The sequence below is a fragment of the Capnocytophaga sp. oral taxon 326 str. F0382 genome (assembly GCF_000318295.1).
Classification (GTDB): Bacteria; Bacteroidota; Bacteroidia; order Flavobacteriales; family Flavobacteriaceae; genus Capnocytophaga; species Capnocytophaga periodontitidis.
In genome coordinates, this window is sequence record NZ_KB291363.1 from 14744 (window position 1) to 15155 (window position 412).

Annotated in this window: 1 protein-coding gene; it reads right to left on the reverse strand. The window is 43.4% G+C overall.

The window, feature by feature from the left end:
* On the reverse strand, positions 1–412 hold a 412-nt coding region (locus HMPREF9073_RS16145; protein WP_009412215.1), incomplete at both ends, for a PAAR-like protein.

The window sequence follows — 412 nt, forward strand, 5'->3', positions numbered from 1 at the left end:
CCTTGTAAGTCTGTGAAATAGGCTTCTATAATATTTGGTTTTGTGAGCATCTCTTTTCTGAGTTTATGGAAATTTACAAAGGGGTTTATCATTGTAATCTTTGCAGGATTGGCATTGATTATATTCACCTTAGTTATCTCAGCCACCTGTCCGTGGTTAATAATACTAATACAGTCCTTTCCGCCTATGGGGCAGGTAGCTTTACTGTCCTCTAAAAGGGGGTGCCCGTTGTTTTCCTCATAGGTAACGTTCTCATAAGCACCGCTCCACTGAGTTACCATTGCCTGACAAGGTTTATACCCCCCACCTGGCAGTGGCTGCATCTGACACAGCCCAAAGGTGTTTTTCTCAAAAGTAGCTCCTACATCGGCAGTTGTGGCTACCAATTTCTCTTGTGGCTCTTCCTCATTGA